Source organism: Acidovorax sp. KPB24-03, from assembly GCF_057546605.1.
Window position 1 is genome coordinate 1 of record NZ_BAAJYR010000052.1, and the last position, 20,137, is coordinate 20,137.

A 20,137-nucleotide genomic window follows, 5' to 3' on the forward strand; every position below is an offset into this window, starting at 1 on the left:
TCGGCAACCTCAAGCGCATCGGCGAACAGTTCAGCGCCCAGGACAGCGGCACCCTCAGCATCGCCACCACCCACACGCAGGCGCGCTATGTGCTGCCCCTCCCCGTGGCCAAGCTGCGCGAGGCGTACCCCAAGGTCAACATCAGCCTGCACCAGGCCACGCCGCACGAGGTGGCGCGCATGGTGATCGACGAGGTGGCCGAGATCGGCATGGCCACGGAGTCGCTGGCAGACTATCCCGATCTGGTCACCCTGCCCTGCTATGAATGGCAGCATGTGCTGGTGATGCCCACCGCCCATCCACTGGCGCAAAAGGAGCGCCTGGGCCTGGACGACATCGCGCACGAGGCCCTCATCACCTACCACCCGTCGTTCACCGGCCGGGGCAAGATCGACCAGGCGTTCGCCGCCCGCAAGCTGCAGCCGCGCATCGTGCTGGAAGCCATCGACTCCGACGTGATCAAGACCTACGTGCGCCTGGGCCTGGGCATCGGCATCGTGGCCGAGATGGCGATGCGCGACGACCCGCTGGGCGACCTGGTGGTGCGGCCCGTGGGCCACCTCTTCGGCCAGAGCGTGGCGCGGGTGGCGTTCAAGCGTGGCGCCTACCTGCGCAACTTCGTCTACAAGTTCGCCGAGCTGCTGAGCGACCGCCTGAACCGCGAACTCATCGCCCGGGCCATGACCGGCCACGTGAACGATTACGAACTCTGACCCCCACCGCTTGCATACCAAGCGGCTTTCGTTCCGCATCGAACCTGCTCTTTTCCCAGACCGTCTTTCCAGCCAGCCCCTCGCGCCATGACTTCCACCGACATCGCACCGCGCACGCCCGCCTTTCCCAGCAAACTGCCCCAGGTGGGCACCACCATCTTCACGGTGATGTCGGCCCTGGCGGCCGAGCATGGCGCCGTGAACCTGGGCCAGGGTTTTCCGGACTTCCACTGCGACCCGGCGCTGATCGATGCCGTGGACCGCGCCATGCGCGCCGGGCACAACCAGTACCCGCCCATGGCAGGCGTGCCTGCGCTGCGTGAAGCCGTGGCTGCCAAGATAGCAGCGCTCCATGCCCGCCGGTATGACGCCAACACGGAAATCACCATCACTGCTGGCGCCACCCAGGCGATCCTGACCTCCATCCTGGCGACGGTGCATGCGGGCGACGAGGTGATCGTGCTCGACCCCTGCTACGACAGCTACGCCCCCAATGTGGAACTGGCAGGCGGCACGGTAGTGCGGGTGCCGCTCACGCCGGGCAGTTTCCGGCCCGATTTCGGCAAGATCGCCGCGGCCATCACGCCGCGCACGCGCGCGCTCATCATCAACAGCCCGCACAACCCCAGCGCCACCATCTGGACGGCCGAGGACATGCGCACGCTGGAAGAACTGCTCGCTCCCACCGATGTGCTGCTCATCAGCGACGAGGTGTACGAGCACATGGTGTTCGACGGCGCGCAGCACGAGAGCGCGGCACGCTTTCCCGGCCTGGCAGCACGCGCGTTCATCGTGTCGAGCTTCGGCAAGACCTTCCACGTCACCGGCTGGAAGGTCGGCACCGTCGCGGCCCCGGCCGCGCTGACGGCGGAGTTTCGCAAGGTGCACCAGTTCAATGTATTCACCGTGAACACGCCGATGCAGCACGGCCTGGCGACCTACCTGCAGAACGCGGCGCCCTACCTGCAATTGCCTGCTTTCTACCAGGCCAAGCGCGACCTGTTCCGCCAGGGGCTGGAAGGCTCGCGCCTTCGGTTGCTGCCCAGCACGGGAAGCTACTTCCAGTGCGTGGACATCTCGGCCGTGAGCGATCTGAACGAGTCCGACTTTTGCCAGTGGCTCACCCGCGAGGTGGGCGTGGCGGCGATCCCGCTGTCTGCCTTCTACGGCGACGGGTTCGACCAGCGTGTGGTGCGGTTTTGCTTTGCAAAGCAGGACGACACGCTGCGCCAGGCACTGCAGCGGCTGCGCAAGCTCTGATCACAAAGGGTGATCATTCTGGTTGTCCCGCCAACGCGTAGCGCAGCCAGGCAAGAAAATCCGGCCCTGTGCGACAGGGCATCAGCAAAGGCGCCATGGGGCGCCATGGGGCGCGATGGGACGCCGCGCCCAAGTGGGCTGATGGAAACCGTCAGGTGCCCGCTGCAAATTCTGCTGACCTGCAGGCAACCAAAGACGGACGGTTGTGGCACTCACGCTGCGACAACTCTCAAGGCGCCCCGTGCGTCACGCCATGCTCCTCAAGAATGCGCTCGTCTTCGTTCACCTGCTCGCCATGGCCGTTGCCGTGGGAAAGATGCTGGAGTATGACTTCCGGTTTCTTCGCTCCGTCCACCGCCCGATTTCAGCGCAGCAGTGGGAGAACCTGCTCCACACCAAGCGAACGATGACGGTGGCGTTGGGCGTGCTGTGGGTGACCGGGCTGGGCTTTCTCTACGTCGGCCAGGCACAGTACCCCGGGTATCTGGCCAACGAGAAACTCTGGATGAAAGTGCTCACCGTGTGCGTGCTGACGTTGAACGGAATGCTCATGCACCATTTCGCGTTTCCCTACATGCAGCAGGGCAAGGTCTTCCTGCAGTGGCCTCTGGGCCGGGTGCTGCTGCTGACTGGATTTGCCACCGTGTCTTCGATCTCGTGGCTATACGCATCGTTTCTCGGTATCGCACGCTCATGGAACGACACCGTGGCGTTCGGACATGCGCTTGGCGTCTATGTGGCGCTGCTGCTCCTGGCAGCCGCTGGCACGGCAGGGCTGATGGCTTTTTTGCACCGCCGCCACGCCAGGGGCATTCAGCCGGGTCCACTGCCATGCACCGGCCCCCGTGGCGGCTGCCCGCGTTGAGTGGCATGCGCCGTCCGTGAATGCCATGCAGCGCGAAAACCAGCGAAGTCAGTCGGCCAACCAGTCCCGCACGCAAAGCGAAAGCTGGAGGCTAGCGCGCATTCGGTGGCTTGCCAAAAGCGCTGATGGCCCGCCCTGCCCGTTCAGCCCACGCGAACGCCCAGGCCACCGATGAGCGCAGCGGCCTGATCCGTCGACAGCATCGCACCCTTGAACGATTGGGCCACGGTGGTCACCGTCAGGCCGCCCAGGTCCACCGAACGCAGGTCCGCGCCATCGAACCGTGCATTCTTCAGGTTCGCATCCCGCAGGCTGCCACCCTCGAAGACCGCGTCGCGGAAATCGCATCCAGCCAGGTCGGCTTCGGACAGATCCAATTGCTCCAGGCTGCGCTTGCGGAACGAAAGCCCGCGCAGGTCCGCGCCCACCAGTCGGCACTGGTGAAATTCCAGCCCCAAGGTGCTCGCCTGATTGAAATGCGCCCCCGTCAGCTTGGCCTCGGTGAACAGCACGCCCGCCAGCTTGGTGCCGGTCCAACGCGTGTTGTTGAAATCGCTGCTGCACAGCCGGGCGCCGGACAGATCGGCCAAGCTGAAATCCGCTTGCCGCGCCTTGCAATCGAGCCAACGCGAGTCCGCCAGCATCGCCTTCTCGAAGCGGGTCTCGGCGAAGGTGCAATCCAGGAACCGGGCACCGCCCAGGTCCAGGCCAGAAAGGTCTTCTCCGTCGAACCGGCAGTGCTCGAACGCCAGCGGGCCATGCGGGCCTGCGAGGACCGCCACCAGCGCACCGCGCGAAAAAACCTGGTCGCTGAAAAGCGCGGAATCCATGTCGGAACGGGCCATCACGGTTCAATGCCCCGCGCTCTTGGAAAAGAGATTGACCACCAGCACCCCCGCGATGATCAGCCCCAGGCCGACCATCGCCGGCGCGTCGAGCCGCTGCCGAAACACCACCCAGCCCACCACCGAAATCAGCACGATGCCAACGCCCGACCAGATAGCATAGGCTACCCCCACCGGAATTGTCTTCAAGGCCAGCGAGAGTGCGTAGAACGAGGCGGCATACGCCACCCCGGTGATCAGGCTGGGCGCCAGGCGGGTGAATCCGTCAGACGCCTTGAGCGCGGTGGTGCCCACGACCTCCAAAGCGATGGCCAGTCCCAAGATGAGATAGCTGGGGTGCAAGGTCATGGCGCGGTTCCTTGGGTGAGTTCGAGCAGAAGGGAAAGAAGGCGGTCCTTGCGGTCTGGCGGCGTGCCGTAGACATCCAGCAACTGGTCGAACCAGAAGCCGTCGGCCGCCAGGCGGCACAGGAACAATCGGTCCGTGGCGGCGCGATCGGCACGGTCCTCGGCCAGCAGCACGCGCATCTTGGCGCTCCAGCGCTCGCGGCAGGCTGGCAACGCCAAGGCGAGCAAGGCAATGGCACGCTGCGTGAGGCGCTCTTCGGCAGTCTGGCCGCCTTGGAAACAGGTCTTCAGATAGGCCCGCGCGTGCCGCCCTGGAGCTTCGGGCTCGGATTCGAGTGCCGCGGCATAGAACACATCGAATGCATCGAACAACTGATCGCACAGCGCATCCAGCAGCGCCTGCTTGGTTCTAAAGTGGTGCTGCAAGCCGCCTTTGGTCACGCCGGCACGGTGCGCGACAGCGTCCAAGGTGACCGCCTCCGGGCCGTCCTGCACCAGCAGATCGGCCGCCACGGCAAGCAACCGGGTGCGCACCCACTCGGGTTGCTTCAGGCGTTTATGGGCTTCAGACATACATACAAACCATCCGGATGGATTGTTTATTATGGCTTCGGCATCCACCATGGGACTACCGATTCCTTGTGTTTCCAGGGCTGATCCAGGCGCCGCTTGACCGCGCCCCGATAAGGATTGCAAGTTGCCTGTTTGGGGCGGCACGCCCGCTTCTCAGAGCAGCACGATGTCGTACTGCTCCTGTCCCACCGCCGTTTCAGCCTGCAACGAGATGGGCTTGCCGATGAAATCCGACAGCCCTGCCAGGTGCTGGCTCTCCTCGTCGAGGAACAGTTCCACCACGCGAGGCGAGGCAACAACGCGAAACTCGCGTGGGTTGAACTGGCGCGCCTCACGCAAGATTTCACGCAGGATGTCGTAGCACACGCTGCGCGCGGTCTTCACGATGCCTTTGCCCTGGCAATGCTCGCAGGGTTCGCACAGCATGTGGGCCAGGGATTCGCGGGTGCGCTTGCGCGTCATCTCGACCAGGCCCAATTGCGAAAAGCCACCAGCCATGGTTTTGACCCGGTCGCGCGCGAGCTGCTTCTTGAATTCCGCGAGCACGGCCTGCTGGTGGTCTTCGCGCGCCATGTCGATGAAGTCCGCAATCACGATGCCGCCCAGATTGCGCAGCCGCAACTGCCTTGCGATGGCCTGCGCCGCCTCCAGGTTGGTCTTGAAAATGGTGTCGTCGAAATTGCGGGCGCCCACATAGCCGCCCGTGTTCACATCGATGGTGGTCAGTGCTTCGGTCTGGTCCACGATCAGGTAGCCGCCCGACTTCAGATCGACGCGCCGGCCCAGGGCCCGGCCGATTTCCTCGTCGATGCCATACAGGTCGAAGATGGGCCGCTCGCCCTTGTACAGCTGCAGCTTGGGCGCCGCAGCCGGCATGAACTCGTGCCCGAAGGCCTGCAGTGCGGAAAACTGTTCGCGCGAGTCGATGCGGATGGTGGCCGTTTCCTCCCCCACCAGATCGCGCAGCACGCGCTGAAGCAGGCTCAGATCCTGGTGCAGCAGCGACATGGGTGGCAGGCGCAGCGAGGCGTCCTTGATGCGCGCCCAGGTCTTGCGCAGGTAGGCGATGTCTTCGGCCAGTTCGGCGTCGGTGGAATCTTCCCCATTGGTTCGCAGGATGAACCCGCCGCCGCCTCCCGACGCCTTGTCGCCCACCAGTGCCTGCAGACGCCCGCGCAGGGCATCGCGCTCGTCGGCAGGAATCTTCTGCGACACGCCCACGTGGTCGTCCTGGGGCAGAAACACCAGCAGCCGTCCCGCGATGCTGATCTGCGTGGACAGGCGCGCGCCCTTGGTGCCGATGGGGTCCTTGATGACCTGCACCATGAGCGACTGGCCTTCGAACACCTGTTTCTCGATGGGCACCGGCGGCTCGCCCTTGCGCGCGAACATGGGTGCCTCGCCGCCTTCCTGGCGGTGCCACACGTCCGCCACGTGCAGGAACGCCGCGCGCTCCAGCCCAATGTCGATGAACGCCGACTGCATGCCCGGCAGCACGCGCGAGACCTTGCCCAGATACACGTTGCCCACAAGGCCCCGCTCCAGGGTGCGTTCCACGTGCAATTCCTGCACCGCGCCGTGCTCGACCACCGCCACGCGGGTTTCTTGGGGGGACCAGTTGATCAGGATGTCTTGTTGCATGGGGTCGGAAAAAAGTGGCCGCCCATGATGCCTGAAACCCGCCTGCATGGCGGAGTCACTGGGCCCACATCGCCATTCAGCCGCGCAGCATGCCGGCCGAGCGCAGCAGCTGCGCCGTCTCGAACAAGGGCAATCCCATGATGCCGGTATAACTGCCGGCCAGGTGCGACACGTACTGCGCCGCGGGCCCCTGAATGCCATACGCGCCGGCCTTGCCCATGGGTTCGCCGCTGTCCACATACGCCGCGATCTGGGCGGGCGTGAGTGCGGCAAAGGTTACTTTTGAGACCGACAGCGCGACCGACCGCGTTTCGCCGTGCTGCAGGGCCACCGCCGTGAGCACGCGGTGCGTGCGCCCCGACAACTCGCCCAGCATGCGGCGCGCGTCGGCGGCATCCTCGGGCTTGCCGTAGATCGTGCGGCCCCAGGCCACCGTAGTGTCCGAGCAAAGGATGGGCGCATCCGGCAACCCGCGCCGGGCACGGCGGGCGACGGCCGCATCGAGCTTGAGCCCCGTGACACGCTGCACGTAGCGGGCGGGCGGCTCGCTGGTCAGCGGCACCTCGATGGCTTCTGCGTCTTCGGCCACATCGCCATCGGCATTGGGCAGCAGCAGTTCATGGCGAACCCCCAACTGCTCGAGCAGTTGGCGGCGGCGCGGGCTTTGGGATGCGAGATAGATGAAGGAAGGAATAGAGGACGGCACGGGGCGCGAGGATAGCCGATCGCTCGCGCGTGCCGCTTCGGTTCGCCGGCGCCGACTTCGGGAACCAGCCGCCCTGCGCTACCGGCCTTTTCAAGAATGGCGCATGACCTTCTTTCCCACACTGGAGACACCGCGGCTCAGGCTGCGCAAGATGGTGGCGGCCGATGCGCCGGCCATGCTCGCCATGCATGCGCATGCGGAGTCAAGGCAGTGGGCCGGCTACAACGCGATCCACGATCTGGAGGGTGCGCTGGATTTCGTGAACTGGGCCGATCAGTTGACGCAGCGGCCCGTCCCGGGGTTCTGCTGGGCCATCGAGCGCAAGGACGCGCCGGGCATGATCGGGCAATGCAACTTCACGCAGTGCGACGCCGCCACGCTCAGCGCCGCACTGGGCTATGAACTGGCGGCGCCGTACCAGGGCCAGGGCTTCATGAACGAAGCAATCGGCAGGGTGCTGAACTGGTGCTTCCTCCATCTCCAGCTGATGCGCATCAGCGCCACGGTGCATCCCGACAACCTGCCATCGATCCGCATGCTGCAGCGTTGGATGTTCCAGCGGGAAGGGCTGCTGCGCAGTGCAGGGTTCTGGAGCGGACGGCACCATGATCTGCTGTCCTTCAGCCTGCTGGCCACGGAGTTCGCGCCCGCCTATGCCCTGCAGGCGCCAGCCGCCAACCTCAGCGCAACGGCTGCGCCGTCCGAAGAACTGGCCGAGGCCTGACACCGCCGGGTCGTCAGCGCTCATTCGCGGTGGTAGGGGTGCCCCGCGTTCACCGACCACGCCCGGTAAAGCTGCTCGATCAGCAGCACCCGCACCATGGCGTGCGGCAAGGTCAGGTCGGACAGCCGTATGCGCTCGTGCGCAGCCTGCCGAAAAGCGGGGTCCAGGCCATCGGGTCCGCCGATGACCAGGGCCACGTCGTCGCCCCCCAATTGCCAGCCTTTGAGGCGCTCTGCGAGTGCTTTGGTGGTGAGGGACGTGCCCCGCTCGTCCAGCGCCACCACACGGGTGCCGCGGGGTATGGCGGCCTCGATGCGCTCGCGCTCGGCGGCGTAGAGCGTCTCCAGCGTCTTGGAGCCGCGCGGCTCGGTCTTCACCGCCTTGAGCTCGACCTTCAGTTCCGGAGGAAACCGCTTGGCGTAGTCGTCGTAGGCCGTCTGCGCCCAATCGGGCACCCGCTGGCCCACGGCCACGATCAGCAACTTCATCGATCGCTCAGGCGCTGGCTCAGCCCCTGCGGGTCGGCGACTTCTTGGCGGCGGGGCGCTTGGCCGCCGTCTTCACGGTGGTAGCACGGGGCGCTGCCTTGGGGGCCGCAGCGGCGGTGGAGCGGCCCGGAGCCTTCTTGGCTGCGGGCTTGCCCGCCGTCTTCTTGGCGATGGGCTTGACCACCAGGGTTTTGATGGGCGCCTTGGCCACCGGCTTGGCGGTCGTCTTGGCCGCCGTCTTCGCGGTCGTCTTTGCAGGCGCGGCCTGCTTCAGGGCGCCACGGCCGGCCGGCTTTGCGGTCGCCTTGGCTGCGGTCTTGGCCGGGGCTTTCGCAGCAGGTGCCTTGGCGGCGACCTTGCTCACGCCGGGCTTGCGGGCGGGTTGTTCGGGAGCGGCGGCGGCCTTCTTGGCGGCGGGCTTTTTCTTCGCAGTGCCTGCCGCGCCTTCCACGGCCTTGGGCTTGGCAGCGCCGAGCTTCAAGCGCACGGGGGTATCGCCCCAGATCTCTTCCAGGCGGTAGTACTGGCGGATGGCCGGCTGCATGATGTGCGCCACGGCGGCGCCGCAGTCCACGATGATCCACTCGCCGTTGTCCTCACCCTCGATGCGGGGCTTGCCGAAGCCCGCTTCGCGCACCGCATCGCGCACGCTGGCCGCCAGCGCCTTGGTCTGGCGGTTGGAGGTGCCCGACGCCACGATCACGCGCTCGAACAGCGGCGAGAGGTGCTCGGTGTTGAACACCTGGATGTCTTGCGCTTTGACGTCTTCCAGGCCATCGACGATGGCGCGCTGGAGCTTGGTGACGTCTTTTTTGGCAGCGGATTCCGATTTGGAGGAGGTGGTCATCAGGCGTTTGTCTAAAAAGGATGGGGCCAATATAGCGTGCAACCCGTGCATCGGCCAATGCGGCGGGCCCGGGTGGCGATTCGGCCATCCCGCGCACATCAAGGGTGTTTTTTGGCCTTCGGCGCTCATGGCATGAGCGCGAGCAGCTATTGAAATTATAGCTTTCGGCCTTTTTGCGAACGCACAGGCTGGGTTCAGAGCCAGTCCCGCCGCACCAGAAAGCGCCGCGTGAGCTCAGCCTCGGGCGAGCCCGGAGCCTCCTGGCGCTGGTACGACCAGCCCGCCATGGGCGGCATCGACAGCAAGATCGATTCGGTGCGCCCGCCCGACTGCAGGCCGAAGTGCGTGCCCCGGTCCCACACCAGGTTGAACTCCACATAGCGACCGCGCCGGTAGCACTGGAACTCGCGCTGCCGATCACCGAACGGGATCGCCTGGCGCCGATGCACGATGGGCAGGTAGGCGCCCAGGAACGCATCCCCCACGGACTGCACCATGCCCAGGCTGCGCTCGAAGCCCAGCTCGGAAAAATCGTCGAAGAAGATGCCTCCCACGCCACGCTGCTCGTTGCGGTGCTTGAGGTAGAAGTACTCGTCGCACCAGCGTTTGAAACGCAGGTACAGGCCCTCGCCGAAGGGGTTGAGCGCATCGCGGCAGGCGCGGTGAAAGTGCACCGCGTCTTCTTCGAAACCATAGTAGGGCGTGAGGTCCATGCCACCGCCGAACCAACACACCGGCGCGCCTTCGGCCGGAGCCGCCACGATCATGCGCACGTTCATGTGCACCGTGGGCACATAGGGGTTGACCGGGTGGAACACCAGCGATACCCCCATGGCCTCGAACGGTGCGCCAGCCAGCTCGGGCCGGTGCTGCGTGGCCGATGGCGGCAGCGTGGCGCCCCGCACGTGCGAGAAGCCGCAGCCCGCGCGCTCGAACACGCGGCCACCCTCCAGAATGCGGGTGATGCCGTCGCCCTGCAGCGGTTCGCCCGGCGCCTTGCGCCACGCGTCGTTCAGGACCCGGCCGCCACCGCGCGCTACCGGCCCTTCGATCTCTTCCAGGGCCGAGGTGATGCGTGCCTGCAGCCCTTCCAGGTAGGCCCGCACGCGGGTGGCCGTGTCGGCCGCGTTCAGGGCAGGCGTCGGTGCGGGTGCCGCCATCAGCTCTTCACCGCGCGGTGGCCGATGTCGCGGCGGTACTGCGCGCCATCGAAATGGATGCCACGGGCCACGTCGTACACACGCTGCTGCGCCTGCTTCACGCTGTCGGCCAGCACGGTCACGCACAGCACGCGTCCGCCCGTGGTGTGCGGCACGCCGTCCTTCAGCGCCGTGCCAGCATGGAACACCATGGCTTCGTCGGCGTCCGCAGGCAGGCCAGTGATCGCATCGCCCTTGCGCGGATCTTCCGGGTAGCCGTGCGCGGCCATCACCACGCCCAGCGCGGTGCGGCGGTCCCATTGCAATTCGACCTGGTCAAGCTTGCCGTCCACCGCGGCGCCCAGCACATCGACGAAATCGCTCTTGAGGCGCATGAGGATCGGCTGCGTCTCCGGATCCCCCATGCGGCAGTTGAACTCCAGCGTCTTGGGGTGGCCGGTCGAATCGATCATCAGGCCGGCGTACAGGAAGCCCGTGTATGGAATGCCATCCTTTTCCATGCCACGGATGGTGGGCAGGATGATCTCGCGCATGGCGCGGGCGTGCACGTCGGCGGTGACCACGGGCGCGGGCGAATACGCGCCCATGCCACCGGTGTTGGGACCCTGGTCGCCGTCCTTCAGGCGCTTGTGGTCCTGGCTGGTCGCCAGGGCGGTGACGTTCTTGCCGTCGCACAGCACGATGAAGCTGGCTTCCTCGCCTTGCAGGAACGCTTCGATCACGACGCGTGCGCCGCCTTCGTTGTGCGTCACGCCGTACTTGTTGTCCACCAGCATGAAGTCCACCGCGTCATGGGCCTCCTGCAGCGACATGGCCACCACCACGCCCTTGCCGGCCGCCAGGCCGTCGGCCTTTATGACGATCGGCGCTCCCAGCCGCTCCACGAAGGCATGGGCCGCCACCGGATCGGTGAAGGTGTCGTAGTCCGCCGTGGGAATGCCATGGCGGCGCATGAAGGCCTTGGAGAACGCCTTGGAGCTTTCGAGCTGCGCGGCAGCCTTCGTGGGCCCGAAGATGCGCAGTCCGTGCGCGCGGAATTCGTCCACCACGCCGGCGGCCAGAGGCGCCTCGGGGCCGACCACGGTGAGCGCGATCTTCTGCTCGTGCGCCCAGGCCCGCAGTTCGCGCACATCGGTGATGGCCACGTTCTCGAGCTTGGGATTCAAGGCCGTGCCGCCGTTGCCCGGCGCCACAAAGACCTTCGTGACCTTGGGAGACTGCGAAAGCTTCCAGGCCATGGCATGTTCACGGCCGCCGCCGCCAATCACGAGGACTTTCATACCGGACTCCGATGGGCCGCTGGCGGCAGGCAGGTGGGCCCTTCGGCGGGCAGGGGTCGATTGCAGAGGTTCAGGCTCATGTTCATAAGGCAGCGTTGTGATAGACCTCTTGCACGTCGTCCAGGTCTTCCAGCACGTCGAGGAGTTTTTGCATGCGCGCGGCGTCTTCGCCTTCGAGCTCGATGGTGTTTTCGGCGCGCATGGTGACCTCGGCCACCTCCGGCACCAGGCCGGCGGCCTCCAGCGCGTTCTTCACCGCTTCGAAATCGGCGTAGGCGGTGAGCACTTCGATGGCGCCGTCCTCGCCCGTGACCACATCCTCCGCGCCGGCTTCCAGCGCCACTTCCATCACCTGGTCCTCGCTGGTGCCCGGTGCGAAGATCAATTGGCCGCAGTGCTTGAACTGGAAGGCCACGGAGCCTTCGGTGCCCATGTTGCCGCCATGCTTGCTGAAGGCGTGGCGCACTTCGGCCACGGTGCGCACGCGGTTGTCGGTCATGGTGTCCACGATGATGGCCGCGCCGCCGATGCCGTAGCCTTCGTAGCGGATTTCCTCGTAGCTCACGCCTTCGGCATTGCCGGTGGCCTTGTCGATGTTGTACTTGATGCGGTCGGCCGGCATGTTCGCCGCCTTGGCCTTTTCGATGGCCAGACGCAACCGGGGATTGGCGGAGACATCGCCCCCGCCCGCCCGTGCCGCCACCGTGATCTCTCGAATGATCCGGGTCCAGATCTTGCCGCGCTTTTCATCCTGCCGACCTTTGCGGTGCTGGATGTTTGCCCATTTGCTGTGTCCTGCCACAGGAGTCCTTCTGGTATTGATTTAATCTACTGCCCGCGATTTTACTTTTGACGCACCCCACCCCACTCCGCACCCCGACGCCATGGCCGAACCTCTTCTCATTGCCAAGCATGGCACCACCGAATGCCATCTGCTGCCCGGCCTGGCCAACCGCCACGGCCTCATCACCGGTGCCACCGGCACGGGCAAGACGGTCACCCTGCAGACGCTGGCCGAAGGCTTCTCGCGCATCGGTGTGCCGGTGTTCATGGCCGACATCAAGGGTGACCTTACCGGCATCAGCCAACCGGGCAGTATCGGCGACAAGCTGGCGGCCACGCTCAAGGAGCGAGACCTTCCGCTGCCGGAGCCCCTGGCCTGCCCCACCACCCTGTGGGACGTGTTCGGCCAGCAAGGCCACCCGGTGCGCGCCACGGTGTCCGACATGGGCCCGCTGCTGCTGGGCCGCATGCTCAACCTGAACGAAACCCAGCTGGGCGTGCTCAACCTGGTTTTCAAGATCGCCGACGACAACGGCCTGCTGCTGCTCGACCTCAAAGACCTGCGGTCCATGCTCCAGTACGTCGGGGACAACGCCAAGGAATTCACGACAGGGTACGGCAATATCAGCGCCGCCAGCGTAGGCGCGATCCAACGGGGCCTGCTGCAGATCGAGCAACAGGGCGGCACCCAGTTCTTCGGCGAGCCCATGCTCGACATCAACGACCTCATGCAGACGGTGGACGGGCGAGGTGTCGTGAACATCCTGGCCGCCGACAAGCTCATGAATTCGCCGCGCCTGTATGCCACCTTCTTGCTGTGGATGCTGTCGGAACTGTTCGAGCAGCTGCCCGAGATCGGCGACCCGGAAGTCCCTAAACTCGTCTTCTTCTTTGACGAGGCCCACCTGCTGTTCAACGAAGCGCCCAAAGTGCTCATCGAGCGCATCGAACTGGTGGTGCGGCTGGTGCGGTCCAAGGGCGTGGGCGTGTACTTCGTCACCCAGAACCCGCTCGACATTCCCGATAGCGTGCTGGCCCAGTTGGGCAACCGCGTGCAGCACGCGCTGCGCGCCTTCACGCCGCGCGACCAGAAAGCGGCGAAGGCCACGGCCACCACCATGCGCCAGAAGCCGGGCCTGGACATCGAGACCGCCATCACCGAACTGGCGGTGGGCGAGGCGCTGGTGAGCTTCCTGGACGCCAAGGGCCGGCCCAGCGTGACCGAGCGCGTGTTCGTGCTGCCCCCTGCCAGCCAGTTGGGGCCCATCACGCCCGCCCAGCGCCAGGCGTTGCTGGCCGGTTCGCTCGTCGCCGGCGTGTACGAGAAAGCCGTGGACCGTGAATCCGCCTACGAAAAGCTCCAGGGCCGCACCGAAGCCGCCGCCACGGCGCCCGCCGGCTCCAAGGGGGGCACCACCGACGGCGCGGGCGGCGGTGTCATGGGCGGGCTGAACGACGTGCTGTTCGGCTCGACCGGCCCACGCGGCGGCAAGCACGACGGGCTGGTGCAGACCATGGCCAAATCCGCCGTGCGCACCATGGGCACCTCGCTGGGCAAGGAGATCCTGCGCGGCGTGCTGGGCAGCCTGTTCGGTGGCCGCAAGCGCTGATGAATCCGCCCTCGCCAGAAAACCCAAAGGACCCTGCCATGATCGACCTGCACTACTGGACCACGCCCAACGGCCACAAGATCACGATGTTCCTCGAAGAGGCCGCATTGCCTTATCGCGTGCGGCCCGTGAACATCGGCCGGGGCGAGCAGTTCCAGCCCGACTTCCTGCGCATCGCACCCAACAACCGCATTCCCGCCATCGTGGACCATGCGCCCAAGGGGGGCGGCGAGCCCATTTCGGTGTTCGAATCCGGCGCCATCCTGCTGTACCTGGCCGACAAGACGGGAAAGTTCGTTCCCCAGGACCTGCGCGGCCGCACCGAAGCCCTGCAGTGGCTGTTCTGGCAAATGGGAGGCCTGGGTCCCATGGCGGGCCAGAACCACCACTTCACGCAATATGCGCCGGAGCCCATCGCCTACGCGATCGACCGCTACGTGAAGGAAACCGGGCGCCTGTATGGCGTGCTGGACAAGCACCTGTCCGATGGCCGCGAGTACATCGCCGGCACGTATTCCATCGCCGACATGGCCTGCTACCCCTGGATCGTTCCGCACGAGCGCCAGCGGCAGAACCTCAAGGACTTCCCGCACCTGGCGCAATGGTTCGAACGCATCCGAGAGCGACCCGCCACCGTACGGGCGTACGACCTGGTCCAGCGCATCAACACCGCCCCCACTGTGGACGAAGACGCGAAGAAGGTGCTGTTCGGGCAGGACGCCAGCACCGTGCGGCGCTGAAACCGCCAGCGCCTTCCAGCAGCGGCTTCAGACCCGGTCGCTGCGCGCCAAGTGGCTTTCCAGCCTGCGCAGCGCGCCGGTCAGCGCGAGCGTCATGATCCAGTAGGCCAGGGCAATCGCCAGATACGGCTCCCAGTAGCGCGAATAGGCCCCGGCCACGGTGCGCGCTGCATAGGCCATCTCGGCCAGGCCGATGGCGGAGATCAGCGAGGTGTCTTTCAGCAGCGCGATCGCGTTGTTGCCCAGCGGCGGCAGCATGCGGCGAAAGGCCTGCGGCAGCACCACGTAGCGCATTACCTGCCCGGGCGTGAAGCCCAGCGAGCGCCCCGCATCGGACTGCCCGCGCGCGATCGACTGGATGCCCGCGCGGAACACCTCCGAGATGTACGCGGCGGAATTGAGCGTGAGCGCCACGATCCCCGAGATCAGCGCGCCATGCTCCTGCTTGAGCGTGCGCGCGAAGTCGCCCGTCACCAGCAGGCCCGAGGTCGGATGGATGAACAGCGGCAGCACCGCGAAGTGCATCAGCAGGATCTGCACGAACAACGGCGTGCCGCGAAAGAAGCTCACATACACGGTGGATGGCCACCGCAGCAGATAGCGGCACACCCAGCTCAGCGGCGCATGGCGCGCCTGCGCCAGGCGGGCCAGCGCGAGCAGCAGGCCCCATGTGCCGCCCAGCAGCACGCACACCACCGTCACGCCGATCGTCATCCACGCGCCCTGGATGAACAGGTCCTTGTATTCCACCAGGATGTCCGGCCGGAACCAGCCAAACCACTCAACAGGCTCCATGGCCTCTTCCTCTCATTGGTCGCGTCGGGCGCATAGGCGCCCGCAAAAACGGCCGCAGCGCGGCCGTGGTGTCATGCCGAAAAGCGGCGTGCCGATCAGCGATCAGCGTGGCTTGTATTCCTTGCCGAACCACTTCTTGTAGATCTCGTTGTAGCTGCCATCGGCCCGCACGGCGGCCAGGCCGGCGTTGAGCTTGTCCTGCAGCGCCTTGTCGCCCTTCTTGACGACGATGCCGAAACCCTCGACGGGGAACGCGGGGTCTTCCACCGTCTTCAGCGCGGCGTTCTGCGCCACGCGGTAGGCGATCACACCGTTGTCGCCGATGGCCGCATCCACGCCGCCGCCCGCCAGTTCGGAAATGATGAGCGGCGTGCTCTCGAAGCGCCGGATGTTCGGGCTGGTCTTGCCAAACTCGCGCGAGGCCACGTCGTCCGCCGTGGAGGCATTCACCACGGCGATCTTCTTGCCTGCCAGGTCCTTCAGCGAAGCCACGGAGCTCGCCTTGGGCACGGCGATCAGCTGCTGGGCGGCGAAGTACGGCTCGGTGAAGTCGTAGCTCTGGCGGCGCTTGTCATTGATGGTCACGCCGGAGATCACCAGGTCCACATCGCCGTTGTTCAGCGCCGCGAAAATGCCGCTCCAGGGGGTGTTCACCACCTTGATCTTGAGCGACTGCTTCTTCGCGATGGCGTTGATGATGTCGATGTCGAAACCGACGATCTGCTTGTCCTTGTTCTCGAAGGCGAACGGCGCATAGGTGGCGCTGGAGGCCACGGTCAGCTCGCGGTCCTGCGCGTGGGCAGCCAGCGGAGCGGTCATTGCGGCAGCCAGGCCAAGGCCCAGGGCGAAAAGGCGGCGGGAGATTTGCATGGGGAGATGGGGCGGGAAAGCCCGGAAACAGGACCGGGAAGTATATCGGCCGGCCCCCCGTGCCTTCCTTGCGGTGCCGCCCAACGCCGCCGTCGCACAGGTGACGGCCGCCTTGGCGCCAACCCGCCTAGAGTGCGCCGCATGACCGATACCACCGACCTCCCCGCCCTCACCTGCTTTTCGCTCGCCATCACGGACCAGGTGGCGCATCTGGTGCTGAACCGGCCGGAGGCCCTGAACACCATGCACCCGGCGTTCTGGCGCGAGCTGGACACCGTGCTGGCGCGGCTGCACCGGTCGGGCGAGGCGCGCGCGCTCGTCATCAGCAGCACGGGCAAGCACTTTTCGGCCGGCATGGCGCTGGACACGTTCGGTGGCGCCATCGCCATGGACGACCAGAGCCCCGAAGGCCGCGCCGCCGTCTTCGACCTGCTGACCGACATGCAGGCCACGTTCACGCGTATCGAATCGCTGCGCATTCCCGTGATCGCCGCCATCCACGGCGGCTGCATCGGCGGCGCGGTGGACATGGTGACGGCCGCCTGCATCCGCTACGCCACGCAGGACGCGTTCTTCTGCATCCAGGAGATCAACATCGGCATGGTGGCCGACGTGGGCACGCTGCAGCGCCTGCCCAAGCTGATTCCGCTGGGCATCGTCAAGGAGCTGGCCTATACCGGCCGGCGCCTGCCCGCACCGCGCGCCCTGGCCTGCGGGCTGGTCAACGAACTGTTCGACACGCAGGCGGCGATGCTGGACGCGGCCCTGGCCTGCGCCCGCGAGATCGCCGCCAAGCCGCCGGTCGCCATCTGGGGCACCAAGCAGGCCGTGCACTATGCGCGCGACCACTCGGTGGACGACAGCCTGCGCCAGATGGGCTGGCTGCAGGGCGCGATCTGGAGCAACCGGCATGTGGGCGAGGCCGTGGACGCGATGCGTGGCAGGCGCGAGGGCGCCTTTCCTCCGCTCGCGCCGCTGCAGCGCTTCAGCGATGGAGGGTGAGCGATCGGTCCGCCCGGCCTGCGGGCTGCGACAGGCGGGCCTTTGCTATCAAATTCCATAGCTGCCTGCGCTTGCTGGGCTTGCGCTGCAGCCCATTTCCGCGCTCCGCCGCTCGCTGGCGGGCTATGATGCGTGCTCTTTCCGATCCCGTCTACGCGAGGACGCTGCCATGCCTACGCACATCCCGGCCCTGCCCACCTACACCGACGTCGCCGACGCGGCCCATCGGCTCCAGGGCGTCGCGCACCGCACGCCCGTGGCGCGCTCCAGCACGGCGGACCAGCAGTGCGGCGCCCAGCTCTTTTTCAAGTGCGAGAACCTGCAGCGCATGGGCGCCTTCAAGTTCCGCGGTGCCTACAACACCCTGGCGCAGTTCGACGCCACCCAGCGCGAAGGCGGCGTGCTGGCTTTTTCTTCCGGCAACCATGCGCAGGCCATCGCCCTCTCGGCCCGCCTGCTGGACATGCCCGCCCTGATCGTCATGCCCGAGGATGCGCCCACCGCCAAGATGGCTGCCACGCGCGAGTACGGCGCCCAGGTCGTCACCTACAACCGCTTCACCGAAGACCGCGAAGCCATCAGCCACCGGCTCGCGCAGGAGCGCGGCATGACCCTGGTGCCGCCGTTCGACCATCCGCACGTCATCGCCGGCCAGGGTACCGCCGCCAAGGAGCTGCTCGAAGAAGTGCCCGACCTCGACTACCTGTTCGTTTGCCTGGGCGGCGGCGGATTGCTGTCCGGCAGCCTTCTGGCCGCGAAGGCGCTGGCCCCGGACTGCCAGGTGATCGGCGTGGAGCCGGCCGCCGGCAACGACGCCCAGCAATCGCTGCGCGCCGGCCGCATCGTGCGCATCGACACGCCCCACACCATCGCCGACGGCGCGCAGACCCAGGCACTGGGCAGCATCACCTTTCCCATCATCCAGCGCGACGTGGCCGACATCGTCACCGCCACCGACGAGCAGCTGGTGCAGGCCATGCGCTTCTTCGCCGAGCGCATGAAGATCGTCGTGGAGCCCACCGGCGCCCTCGCCTTCGCGGGCGCCCTGCATGGCGGCGTGGACCTGCATGGCAAGCGCGTGGGCATCATCGTGAGCGGCGGCAACGTCGACCTGGCGCGGTACGCACGCTTTCTGGCAGACTGATCCGCGCCCCGCGCCGCCCCTGGGCGGCGACGCACGCACCTTTTCTTTCCCCTGCCCCCTGCAGACCGGTTTTCCAGCTTTTCACTTTCCCAACAAGAGGCCCCAGCCCATGAGCAATGTCCACGTCATCACCCATCCCCTGGTCCAGCACAAGCTGACCCTGATGCGCAAGAAGGACGCCAGCACCAACAGCTTTCGCCGCCTGCTCGGCGAACTCAGCACCCTGATGGCCTACGAGGTCACGCGCGACATGCCGCTGCAGGACGTGCAGATCGAAACCCCGCTGGAAACCATGACGGGCCAGGTGATCGACGGCAAGAAGCAGGTGCTCGTGTCCATCCTGCGCGCCGGCAACGGCTTTCTGGACGGCATGCTCAACGTGATCCCGGGCGCCCGCGTGGGCCACATCGGCCTGTACCGCGACCCGCAGACACTGCAGCCGGTCGAGTACTACTTCAAGATGCCGTCCGAAATGGAAGAGCGCGACATCATCGTCGTGGACCCCATGCTCGCCACCGGCAACTCCGCCGCGGCCGCGGTGGACCGCCTGAAGAAACTCAACCCCCGCTCGATCAAGTTCGTCTGCCTGCTGGCCGCACCGGAAGGCGTGGCCACCTTGCAAAAGGCCCATCCCGACGTGCCGATCTACACCGCCGCGATCGACCGCGAACTGAACGACCACGGCTACATCCTGCCCGGGCTGGGGGATGCCGGGGACCGGATCTTCGGGACGAAATAGCCTGGTCTTTGATTGCGCGGGGCTTTGAACGGAAATCTCGCTTGTACTTCGCTTGGCTCATCGACTCCGACAAACAGTTTTCGGTGTTTTGACATGAAATCTCGCCCATGCCGAAGTTTTGATTGCCTGTATTGCTATTTTTTTGATAGCAATTCTTGTCTGTTAGCCATGCCACATCGATCAGCGCGGTGCGGCCCGGTTGGCCCGGGCCGCACCACTCCTCACTTCCAGTTCGCCGCCAGTACCGACTCCAGCCCACTCTGATAGTTGGCCGGCAGCGTCGTCTGCCCCGCCGCGGGCGGCGAGAACGACGCCATGGCCTGCACCAGGTTTTGCACCTGGCTGTTGGTGAGGCTCTTGCCGTCCCCCGCGTCGAACCGCTCCACCTGGTTCTTGGTACCGGAATACCAGTCGGTCACCATGAATTTGTCGTTCGTGCCGATGACGCTCACCTCCAGGTTGTTTCCTGACTTGCGGAACCACAGTTGGCGCGATGAGATGTCATTGGCGAACTTCGCGATGTCCTGGTTGCCGCTGGTGCTGTCGTTCTCCTGGATCGTGTCGAGGCCGTAGCCTCTGCCGAGCCAGTAGGTGTCGTTGCCCAACCCGCCGACCAGCGTGTCGGCCCCGGCCGCGCCGTCCAGGTAGTCCGCGCCCGCGCCGCCGGTCAGCGTGTTGGCGCCCGCGTTGCCCAGCAGCCGGTTGTTCAGCGCGTTGCCGGTGCCGTTGAGCGCGGACGATCCCGTCAGCGTCAGGTTCTCCACGTCGCTCCCCAGCGTGTAGGCGATGGAGGACTCCACGGTGTCCGTGCCGCCGTTGGCGCCTTCCGTCACAGTGTCGCTGGCGTTGTCCACCACGTAGACGTCGTCGCCTGCGCCGCCGCTCATCGCGTCCGCACCTGCGCCACCGTCCAGCCGGTTGGCCCCGCTGTTGCCCGTCAGGCTGTTGGCCAGGGCGTTGCCGGTGCCGTTGATGGCGGCCGTACCGGTCAGCGTCAGGTTCTCC

22 protein-coding genes are annotated in these 20,137 nt (G+C 66.2%); 9 read left to right on the forward strand and 13 right to left on the reverse strand.

What is annotated here, in order from left to right:
- The 3 genes from AC27KI_RS09020 to AC27KI_RS09030 form a co-directional block, all read left to right on the forward strand.
- On the forward strand, window positions 1-713 hold a 713-nt coding region (locus AC27KI_RS09020; RefSeq protein WP_487113509.1), incomplete at its 5' end, for a LysR substrate-binding domain-containing protein.
- Between the two features lie 87 nt (window positions 714-800).
- Entirely contained in the window at window positions 801-1,973 is a 1,173-nt protein-coding gene (locus tag AC27KI_RS09025) for a pyridoxal phosphate-dependent aminotransferase (RefSeq protein ID WP_487089196.1), read from the forward strand.
- 241 nt (window positions 1,974-2,214) lie between these two features.
- Window positions 2,215-2,838 (forward strand): hypothetical protein, encoded by a 624-nt coding sequence (locus AC27KI_RS09030; RefSeq protein WP_487113510.1) that lies wholly within the window; start codon window positions 2,215-2,217, stop codon window positions 2,836-2,838.
- A 143-nt stretch (window positions 2,839-2,981) separates the two neighbouring features.
- On the opposite strand, the gene AC27KI_RS09035 is transcribed toward AC27KI_RS09030, so the two are convergent.
- The 5 genes from AC27KI_RS09035 to AC27KI_RS09055 all read right to left on the reverse strand — a co-directional run bounded on the left by AC27KI_RS09035 (window position 2,982) and on the right by AC27KI_RS09055 (window position 6,938).
- Window positions 2,982-3,668, reverse strand: a complete 687-nt coding sequence (locus AC27KI_RS09035; protein ID WP_487089194.1) for a pentapeptide repeat-containing protein — start codon at window positions 3,666-3,668, stop codon at window positions 2,982-2,984.
- Window positions 3,669-3,689: 21 nt separating this feature from the next.
- The gene (locus AC27KI_RS09040; protein WP_487089193.1) at window positions 3,690-4,031 is read right to left on the reverse strand and encodes an SMR family transporter; all 342 of its coding nucleotides are present in this window, start codon (window positions 4,029-4,031) and stop codon (window positions 3,690-3,692) included.
- Window positions 4,028-4,654 (reverse strand): TetR/AcrR family transcriptional regulator, encoded by a 627-nt coding sequence (locus tag AC27KI_RS09045; RefSeq protein WP_487089192.1) that lies wholly within the window; start codon window positions 4,652-4,654, stop codon window positions 4,028-4,030. The genes AC27KI_RS09040 and AC27KI_RS09045 overlap by 4 nt, the downstream gene beginning before the upstream one ends.
- A gap of 102 nt (window positions 4,655-4,756) precedes the next feature.
- On the reverse strand, window positions 4,757-6,244 hold the full coding sequence (gene rng / locus AC27KI_RS09050) for a ribonuclease G (protein WP_284400347.1): 1,488 nt from the start codon (window positions 6,242-6,244) through the stop codon (window positions 4,757-4,759).
- A 76-nt stretch (window positions 6,245-6,320) separates the two neighbouring features.
- On the reverse strand, window positions 6,321-6,938 hold the full coding sequence (locus AC27KI_RS09055; protein ID WP_487113514.1) for a Maf family protein: 618 nt from the start codon (window positions 6,936-6,938) through the stop codon (window positions 6,321-6,323).
- A gap of 115 nt (window positions 6,939-7,053) precedes the next feature.
- Between AC27KI_RS09055 and AC27KI_RS09060 the strand changes: the two genes are divergently transcribed.
- Window positions 7,054-7,674 carry a GNAT family N-acetyltransferase gene (locus AC27KI_RS09060; RefSeq protein WP_487113511.1) on the forward strand — a complete coding sequence of 207 codons (621 nt, stop codon included), beginning with the start codon at window positions 7,054-7,056 and terminating at the stop codon, window positions 7,672-7,674.
- 20 nt (window positions 7,675-7,694) lie between these two features.
- On the opposite strand, the gene rlmH is transcribed toward AC27KI_RS09060, so the two are convergent.
- The 5 genes from rlmH to AC27KI_RS09085 all read right to left on the reverse strand — a co-directional run bounded on the left by rlmH (window position 7,695) and on the right by AC27KI_RS09085 (window position 12,251).
- A complete protein-coding gene (gene rlmH, locus AC27KI_RS09065) occupies window positions 7,695-8,162 on the reverse strand; it encodes a 23S rRNA (pseudouridine(1915)-N(3))-methyltransferase RlmH (RefSeq protein WP_054255308.1) in 468 nt (155 codons plus the stop codon).
- A gap of 19 nt (window positions 8,163-8,181) precedes the next feature.
- Window positions 8,182-9,009 (reverse strand): ribosome silencing factor, encoded by an 828-nt coding sequence (gene rsfS, locus AC27KI_RS09070; RefSeq protein WP_487113512.1) that lies wholly within the window; start codon window positions 9,007-9,009, stop codon window positions 8,182-8,184.
- Between the two features lie 194 nt (window positions 9,010-9,203).
- On the reverse strand, window positions 9,204-10,169 hold the full coding sequence (hemF, locus tag AC27KI_RS09075; RefSeq protein ID WP_487089189.1) for an oxygen-dependent coproporphyrinogen oxidase: 966 nt from the start codon (window positions 10,167-10,169) through the stop codon (window positions 9,204-9,206).
- Window positions 10,169-11,449 carry a phosphoribosylamine--glycine ligase gene (gene purD, locus AC27KI_RS09080; RefSeq protein WP_317358836.1) on the reverse strand — a complete coding sequence of 427 codons (1,281 nt, stop codon included), beginning with the start codon at window positions 11,447-11,449 and terminating at the stop codon, window positions 10,169-10,171. Before purD ends, hemF begins: the two co-directional genes overlap by 1 nt.
- 82 nt (window positions 11,450-11,531) lie before the next feature.
- A complete protein-coding gene (locus AC27KI_RS09085; protein ID WP_272563766.1) occupies window positions 11,532-12,251 on the reverse strand; it encodes a YebC/PmpR family DNA-binding transcriptional regulator in 720 nt (239 codons plus the stop codon).
- Between the two features lie 82 nt (window positions 12,252-12,333).
- On the opposite strand from AC27KI_RS09085, the gene AC27KI_RS09090 reads away from it, so the two are divergent.
- Window positions 12,334-13,842 carry a helicase HerA-like domain-containing protein gene (locus AC27KI_RS09090; RefSeq protein ID WP_487089188.1) on the forward strand — a complete coding sequence of 503 codons (1,509 nt, stop codon included), beginning with the start codon at window positions 12,334-12,336 and terminating at the stop codon, window positions 13,840-13,842.
- A 38-nt stretch (window positions 13,843-13,880) separates the two neighbouring features.
- Window positions 13,881-14,582 carry a glutathione binding-like protein gene (locus AC27KI_RS09095; RefSeq protein ID WP_284425438.1) on the forward strand — a complete coding sequence of 234 codons (702 nt, stop codon included), beginning with the start codon at window positions 13,881-13,883 and terminating at the stop codon, window positions 14,580-14,582.
- A 27-nt stretch (window positions 14,583-14,609) separates the two neighbouring features.
- Here AC27KI_RS09095 and AC27KI_RS09100 read toward each other — a convergent pair whose 3' ends face one another.
- Both AC27KI_RS09100 and AC27KI_RS09105 read right to left on the reverse strand, forming a co-directional pair.
- Window positions 14,610-15,377: an amino acid ABC transporter permease gene (locus AC27KI_RS09100; RefSeq protein ID WP_272563769.1), complete on the reverse strand. Its 768-nt coding sequence runs from the start codon at window positions 15,375-15,377 to the stop codon at window positions 14,610-14,612.
- Between the two features lie 102 nt (window positions 15,378-15,479).
- Complete coding sequence (locus AC27KI_RS09105; protein WP_272563770.1) at window positions 15,480-16,247, reverse strand: basic amino acid ABC transporter substrate-binding protein; 768 nt, start codon at window positions 16,245-16,247, stop codon at window positions 15,480-15,482.
- Between the two features lie 141 nt (window positions 16,248-16,388).
- On the opposite strand from AC27KI_RS09105, the gene AC27KI_RS09110 reads away from it, so the two are divergent.
- The 3 genes from AC27KI_RS09110 to upp all read left to right on the forward strand — a co-directional run bounded on the left by AC27KI_RS09110 (window position 16,389) and on the right by upp (window position 19,132).
- Window positions 16,389-17,249 carry an enoyl-CoA hydratase-related protein gene (locus tag AC27KI_RS09110; RefSeq protein ID WP_284430859.1) on the forward strand — a complete coding sequence of 287 codons (861 nt, stop codon included), beginning with the start codon at window positions 16,389-16,391 and terminating at the stop codon, window positions 17,247-17,249.
- 169 nt (window positions 17,250-17,418) lie between these two features.
- Entirely contained in the window at window positions 17,419-18,393 is a 975-nt protein-coding gene (locus tag AC27KI_RS09115) for a threo-3-hydroxy-L-aspartate ammonia-lyase (RefSeq protein ID WP_317358828.1), read from the forward strand.
- A 109-nt stretch (window positions 18,394-18,502) separates the two neighbouring features.
- On the forward strand, window positions 18,503-19,132 hold the full coding sequence (gene upp / locus AC27KI_RS09120; protein ID WP_272552393.1) for a uracil phosphoribosyltransferase: 630 nt from the start codon (window positions 18,503-18,505) through the stop codon (window positions 19,130-19,132).
- Window positions 19,133-19,353: 221 nt separating this feature from the next.
- Here upp and AC27KI_RS09125 read toward each other — a convergent pair.
- A partial coding sequence (locus AC27KI_RS09125) for a calcium-binding protein (RefSeq protein WP_487113513.1) occupies window positions 19,354-20,137 on the reverse strand: 784 nt, incomplete at its 5' end.